Annotated in this window: 2 protein-coding genes; both read right to left on the reverse strand. The window is 41.5% G+C overall.

The features are described 5' to 3' along the window. Position 1: 1 nt before the first annotated feature. Positions 2 to 892, reverse strand: a complete 891-nt coding sequence (locus tag CWC18_RS02220) for an ABC transporter ATP-binding protein (RefSeq protein WP_171041013.1) — start codon at positions 890 to 892, stop codon at positions 2 to 4. After that, entirely contained in the window at positions 889 to 6,342 is a 5,454-nt protein-coding gene (locus tag CWC18_RS02225; RefSeq protein WP_283235304.1) for a non-ribosomal peptide synthetase, read from the reverse strand. Before CWC18_RS02225 ends, CWC18_RS02220 begins: the two co-directional genes overlap by 4 nt. Positions 6,343 to 6,353: the final 11 nt, after the last annotated feature.

Consider the following 6,353-nt stretch of genomic DNA (forward strand, 5'->3'; position numbering starts at 1 on the left):
ACTAGCTCCTCGCATAACTTAAAAAGACTTTTTCAAAATCGGGAACCACTTTTGTTAAACTCATGATAGGCAGAGGGTTCACTAAATCGAGTACCTTATACAATTGCTCATTTTCAATACCCGATACCTTCCTGTCAGAAATATCTAACTTAAGCTCTGCCAACACTGCTCGTAGTTCATCATCAATATCGTCACCCAAATCCAATTGATAAATGTCTTGCACATTTTGATGTAATGACTTTGGTTTTATATCATCAGCCACTAACTGTCCCTTTGCGATAATCGCCACGCGATCAGATAGCTTCTCCGCGACAGCAAGCTCATGTGTTGTAATTAAAATACTTGTTCCTTGTTCTTTTAACTTAAATATTGATTCGACAAGAGCTTGCGTATTATCAAAATCAATGCCCAAAGTCGGCTCATCTAAAAGCAATACTTGCGGGTTGTGTACCATTGCTACGCATACTGCAAGTCGTTGTTGCATACCTCGAGATAATTTTTGAACGTACTGTCCAGCCTTATCTGTAAGGTTAAAAGTATCCAAAAGCTCATATGCACGTTGACGAGCTGCCTTAGCACTTAAACCTCGTAGTACGCCGAAATATTCTAAATTTTCCATAACACTCAAACGCCAATACAAGTTTCGATGCCCCTCTAACAGGGCACTCACTTTAAGCTTGCTATTGCGTTTAGAACCATTAATTTCGATGGTACCTTCATCAGGTTCTATCAACCCTGCGAGAATTTTTATCATCGTGGTTTTCCCAGCACCATTGAGACCAAGAAAGCCAAGTATCTCACCACTTTCAATCGTCAATGAGACGTCAGACACCGCATTAACGGTGCCCTCCGCACTTTTGTAGCGTTTACTGATATTGTCAGCTATTATCACGACGCTTGACTCCATTGTTGTTTTTCATAAATATCGATGCGTTCTACACCATTGAGGCGCCTTACTTCGATACCTCTTTGTTTACACGTTGCCATCAACTTATTTGACTCTATTATTGGTAACGACTCAGCTTCATATTCGATGCTTGAGATATAAGTTAACCAAGGCTCCATACCCATCGCATAAACATACACATTTGATGGATTAAACTGGTCCACAATACCAAGCGCCCTTTCATAGTCAGACCCATTCAAACGACGAGATTGGTCCATTTTTCGTTCTACCGGCTTGCTGTACAGCGGTCCATACAACCACGACATTGGTGCACCTTTACATTCCATACCAATAAATATGTGATCAATATCACCCACCATTTTCTGCACATGCTCATACATTTTTGGCTCAATGTTGTTTGAATCTGCCGCACATAGCAGTTTTTTGCCTTGCAACTCGAAGTAAAATGCCAATTTACTCTTAATATGCAGATCACCATGCTCACCAAAGAATGGTAGCCCTAAAATACGTCCTCCCGGTACTGCAAAATCTTCCAGTTCATCAAGCTCGACCACATTGTTAAAGCCCACAGCATTAAGCAGTAGCTTCATCGACGGATCTTGTAGAGAACCACCATTGTTTTTAGGAACTAAAACGGTGCCAATCTTGTGGCGAATTTGAAGTAACGTCTCAAACATAACGTGATCTTGGTGATTATGGGTCAAGACCACATAGTCCAGCTTTTCAGGTAAGTTTTCATATGTATAACGAGGACTTGCACCTTCGAAATCATAAGCAATAACAGGGTCTGTCATAATGCTGATTTCATCTGTCTGAATTAGGATAGTCGCGTGGCCATAATAATCTACACGGACACCAGAATCTGGTAATGGTGTAGTTTTCAGCTCTTTTTGTTCAACAAAGAATGATTTAAGAAGCTCTATTTCTTGAGCAGATAAATTAAAACGCTCTATGATTTCATTGAGAATATCTGTCGACGCAGCTTCATCACGCATTTTGAACAAACGGTCAACCAAAGGATCGCTATACGCAAGCGGTAGGTGGAGTTCTCCCTCAAGAGGAAAACGAGGGGTACTTAATACAAATGGACGATCGTCAGCATGAATAAATGACAGGCTAATACTTTGTAACTCAGGTCGGTATAAAGTACTGTTATAAAGTAAAGGCTCGATGAAGCGAATTGATGCATTATGATTAAGGTCATATCCTATTTCGATAAACCCTTTAAGGTTCTCTGGAACTTTCTCATACATCTCTTCAATGGAAAAACCATTAGCATCTTTTTCAAGCATTTCATTAACTTGCTTAATTGACTCACAAATGCCGATTAAATCTCCTAAATCAGTTTTTGTCTTATCAACATGCTTGCTTACCAATTCAATACTGCCAGAGAAATCCATGAAAGGGCCTCCGCGCATCGCTGGGTTTTTAGCTGCGGCTTTATGTAAATGTGGTGCCTGTAAGAAAGACTCTAAAATACGTAGATGTAATTTACTGGTCAAACAACCTGCTGTCGCAGGTTGTAACATATAAGGCCACGCATACCAGCTATTCCAAAGAGGTTCTACTTTAATGTTTGAGCGTAAAAATACTTTATTCGTGTTCATAGTTTTTTCCTTTCTAGTAAGATAATTTATTTTTTTTGATTCAATATTTGTGATTAACTGAGTCAGAGACTGCGTTAATAAATGCAAATGTGGATACTCCATGATGGAGAAGTGATCCCCTTCAACATACGAGTAAATAAACTCTTGTTCAGAGCGCTCATTCCAGCGCTTTATAGCGTTCGATAAGACAGGGTGAGATTTATTTTGCTCAACAAACACACCAAAGACTTGTGGGACGGTTCCACTAGGGGCATACCCATCGAGTGCTCGATTGTTTGCGTGTAAGACACGCTCCTCCAGCAAAGCGTCATTTAACGCTTGTGTAGCCACTGCTTTATCATCACTTGGTGACGTAAAGTCACTGGTCACATAGCTATCAATTAGGCCGACCCATTCAACTTGATACCCTTTAATAATCAACTTTTGTGCTACGGCATATGCAATTACTCCGCCCATAGACCAGCCAAGCATTTGGACTAATTTGGTCTCAAGACAGCGGGTCAGTAAATCTGCGTAATGGTCACTTAAAGACTCCAAAGATGCATCTAACCAACCTTCCTCACCAGCAAATTCAGGATGTTGAACACCCAATACCGAATTCTTTATGGCTAAGTTACTCAGTAACTCTCTGTAGCAATAAACACCGCCCCCTACTGGGTGAAAAAGGACCAGTGTTGCGTTCGATTGCGCTACTGTATTGAGCTTAACTACAACATTGGTTGACGAGCCCGATTTCGGGATCTCGCTTGCCATGTCACGAATACAGCTATGACGCAGTACAAAATCAGCAGCAAGTTTTACCCCTATGAGGCTTTCAATCAACCGCACCATTTTTATCGCTTTAAGTGAGCTCCCACCTAGACTAAAGAAGTCCTCAACGATACTGATCTCTGTGATATCTAGTGCCAATACAGTTGCCCATATATCAACGAGCTCATGCTCTAATTCTGAACTTGCTGGTATATATTCTGTGATATTCTCCTTCACACTTGGTATGGGTAATGCTTTTTTGTCGAGCTTACCATTTGCTGTCAATGGAAATGATTCCAGAATATACAGGTGCCTTGGGATCATATTCGCTGGTAAAGACTGCCCTAATGCATCGAGTGTGACAGACTGATCAAGGTTAGTATTTGGCTTAGCAATAACATAAGCCACCAACTGCACATCTTGAGTGCCATGCGCCACCACCACAGCCTGTTGAATCCCCTCTAACGCGGTCAGTTGCGATGCAATTTCACCCAACTCAATACGGGTACCATTGAGCTGCACTTGATCATCTCCTCGACCTAAAAACATCAATTCACCAGCGGCACTCTTAACAACTTTATCTCCTGTGCAATACATGCGCTGGTGATCATCCGTGTCATCTAGTGTGGCAAATGGGTTGTTAATAAATCTCGCGTTAGTGAGTTCTGGTTGATTGAGGTAACCCCTCGCAAGCCCGATACCACTAATGTACAGTATGCCTGGACAGCCTGGAGGCAACATATTTAGATGCTCATCAAGTACATAGCAACGTAGGTTTATTACCGTATCGCCAATTGGTACACCATTAATCCCGTCTGGCAGATTCTCACAACGATACTGATGGCACTCAACCGTACTCTCTGTAGGTCCAAATGCATTAATTAACTTATGTGACCAACGTTTTGCGAATGATAGTGGAGTCACCTCACCACCTGAAATGATCCGTAAAGGCTTTTCAAGAGTACGTTCATCAAGCATCTGTAATATGCTTGCAGTTGCATCTAAATGAGTAATTGGAAAATGATCAATGGCACGCTCAATACTATTGTTATCTTCTATTACGACTAAACCACCTCCATTAAGTAGGGCTGTAAATAAAAGCCCAGCGGTTATATCGAATGCATAACTCTCCATCAGAATGGCAAACTTTTCCTTGTCACCTAGTGCATATCGGCGCTTATTATTGTGAACTAAATTACTCATCGCAGCGTGTTCAATCATCACGCCTTTAGGCTGGCCCGTTGTTCCCGAGGTATAAATGACATAAGCCAAATCATTTTTGTTACCCGTGGATAAATCAAAGCGGTGTTGGTAGCAGACTTCGCTGTCCACATTAATAACCGTTACATCATTGGTTAATAATTCACTTTCTAAAACTGATTGCGTTAACACCACCTTTGCTGCGGTGTCTTCAAGAATAAATTGCACCCTTGATTGCGGCAACTTAGACGATATAGGTACGTATGCAGCTCCCGCTTTTAAAATGGCCATTTTAGCTACAATGACATTGATACCACTTTTGAAGTAGACAGGGATTAATGTCCCTTCAGGTAACCTACCTGATACCCCAAAGTGTTGACATAAATAGCACGCGAGCGCATCAGAACGAGTATCCAGTTGCTGATAGGTCAGCGCATCTTCAAACGTTTCTACCGCGATCACATTCGGTTGTGTTGCGGCTATGACTTTAAATTGTTCTACAAGAGTCTGTGTTTCAAAGCCAAAATTCTGCTGTGCAAACCGCTCTACTTGACGGCGAACCTCATTATCACTTAACAACTTCAGTGCTGAACTGCCCTCCACCTGAGCTGTGCACATACACAACAACACCTGATGGTAGATATTCAACATATTAGTGGCAGTGTGTTCTGAAAATAGATCTGTCGCATAATTCAGCACTATATCTATTTGTTCTTTTCCCATAGTAACGTCTAGGGTCAAATCAAATTTTGCTGGGGTATATTCCAATACCTGCTCGTCTAATTCAGGGGCAAAGCACGCTGAACTATTTTCAACATCAACTACATCCGAAAACTGATTTAAGGTAAAAAATGCTTGAAATAATGGGTGTCTCGATGCATCACGCACCACATTAGCCAATCCCACAATTTGCTCAAAAGGCAGCATTTGATAGCGTTTTGCATCTAGGTTTAACTGATGAACTTGACCAATAAGCTCAGCGATAGATAAATCACTTTTCAGCTGACACCGCATTGGTACACTATTAACAAAGTATCCAATCAAAGACTGTGTTTGTACTTGAGCACGATTTTCCATTGGCGTACCAATAACAATATCCGTCTGTCCAGATAATTTGGATAACGTCATAAAATATGCCGTCATTAATACAGTATGTAATGTAGTGCTATTTTGTGCTGCAAGTGCTGCGAGCTGCTCTGCAAGGCCACCCGATACAGACAATGTTGCATCAGCACCTATAAAGCTTGGCAACGCCGGGCGAACAAAATCAGTGAGAACATTTAATGGTTCTGCATTTTGCACCTGACTTTCCCAGTAGCGCTGGTGTGATGTTAAAATTTCACCTTGCATGTATTCGCGCTGCCAAAGTGCATATTCAGCATATTGAATTTGTAATGGGCTGAAAATCTCATCCGAGGCACGGTAGTACTTTTCTACCTCCGAGAAAAATAGGCCACTTGACCATCCATCAAACACGATGTGGTGCCAGACAATAAGTAAGTAACAATCTTGCTCAGTGTTAATTATAAAACTACGCATAGCTGGTGATTGGTGCAGTTCAAAAGGTAACGTCACCTTTTGATCTACAAACGCTTTTAAATGTTCTGCGCTTATATTTAACGTCTGTACTTTGTTTCCTGTCGGTAAAAACTTTTGATAACCCTCACCTTCTTCATCCATATCGAACGTACTTCTTAGCACCGCATGACGTGCTATTACAGCGTCAATAGCGTGAGACAACCTCTCCTGATCCACGTTCGTATTTAGCTTCGTAAACACGGGCACTTGATAGCTGCCCTGACTTTCAGGTAAGCGCTCTAGTAGAAGCATTTGCTCTTGTGCAAAGGACAGTGGATAACTATCACGCTCCTCTCCCAAACTGGGAATTT

The sequence above is a fragment of the Pseudoalteromonas aurantia genome (assembly GCF_005886875.1).
In the GTDB taxonomy this organism is placed as follows: Bacteria; Pseudomonadota; Gammaproteobacteria; order Enterobacterales; family Alteromonadaceae; genus Pseudoalteromonas; species Pseudoalteromonas aurantia_A.